1 protein-coding gene is annotated in these 1,429 nt (G+C 67.5%); it reads left to right on the top strand.

Features of this window, described 5'->3' with window-relative positions; all coding sequences use genetic code 11:
• The first annotated feature begins 134 nt into the window (after positions 1-134).
• Positions 135-1,373 carry an IS256 family transposase gene (locus ACWD1Z_RS37615; protein ID WP_451125432.1) on the top strand — a complete coding sequence of 413 codons (1,239 nt, stop codon included), beginning with the start codon at positions 135-137 and terminating at the stop codon, positions 1,371-1,373.
• The last annotated feature ends 56 nt before the right edge of the window (positions 1,374-1,429 follow it).

Consider the following 1,429-nt stretch of genomic DNA (forward strand, 5'->3'; position numbering starts at 1 on the left):
GGTTGCGTCCGTGGAGATGGTGTACGGGTTCGACCTGATCCGGGGGTTTGCTCCGGCATCGGGATGGTGCCCGCATAGATGAACGGCCACCGGCTGATCTTCGAAGTGTCGAAGCCTCGAAGGAGATCAGCTCGATGACCGCACCAGACAGTCTGCCCCTGCACGCCCTGACCGAAGACAACCTCGCTGCGGCGAGTCCCGATCTGCTGCGCGCGATGGTCAAGACCTTCGCCGACGCGCTGATGTCCGCGGAGGCAGACGCGCTCTGCAACGCCGAATACGGGCAGGTCAGCGACGAGAGAGTCAATCACCGCAACGGATATCGCCCGCGCGAGTGGGACACACGCGCGGGCACCGTCGAACTCGCCATCCCCAAGCTCAGGTCCGGCAGTTACTTCCCCCACTGGCTGCTGGAGCGACGTCGGCGAGCCGAACAGGCCCTCATCTCGGTGGTCGCCACCGCCTACCTCCTCGGCGTCTCCACCCGCCGAGTGGAGAAGCTCGCCGAGTCCCTGGGCGTCACCCAGCTGTCGAAATCCCAGGTCAGCGCGATGGCCAAGCATCTGGACGAGCAGGTCGCCGCGTTCCGCAACCGTCCCCTGGACGCCGGCCCCTACGCGTTCGTCTGGGTCGACGCGCTCACGCAGAAGGTCCGCGAGGGCGGCCGCATCATCAACGTCCACGCACTGATCGCGGTCGGCGTCAACGCCGACGGACACCGCGAGATCCTCGGCCTGGACGTCGCCACCGCCGAGGACGGCGCCGGCTGGCTGGCCTTCCTGCGCTCACTGATCGCCCGCGGCCTGTCCGGCGTCCAACTGGTCATCTCCGACGCGCACATGGGCTTGGTGAACGCGATCGGTGCCACACTGCCCGGCGCGAGCTGGCAGCGCTGTCGCACGCACTACGCCCGCGCGCTGCTGAGCCAGGTCCCCAAGTCGGCCCAGCCCTGGGTGGCCACCCTGCTGCGGACCGTCTTTGAGCAGCCCGACACCGACGCAGTCCAGGCCCAGATGCGGCACGTCCTCGATGCCCTGGAGGCCAAGTTCCCCAGGGCCGCAGCCCACTTGGATGCCGCTCAGGGCGACGTGCTGGCGTTCACCGCGTTCCCGCGCGAGATCTGGCGGCAGATCTGGTCGAACAATCCGCAGGAACGGCTGAACAAGGAGATCCGCCGCCGCACCGACGTGGTCGGCATCTTCCCCGACCGCACCGCCCTGATTCGGCTGGTCGGCGCGGTGCTGGCAGAGCAGAACGACGAGTGGACCGAGGCCCGCCGCTACATGGGCCTCGACCTGCTGGCCAAAACCCACCTCCACCCGATCGAGTCAGAAACCGACGACACCGCCTTGCCCACCGAACTGACCGCATAGCCTCAAAGACGAGATCACCGAGTGGCCGTCGATACACCACTCCAGCGGACGTGACC

It is taken from the genome of Streptomyces sp. NPDC002784, from assembly GCF_053592135.1.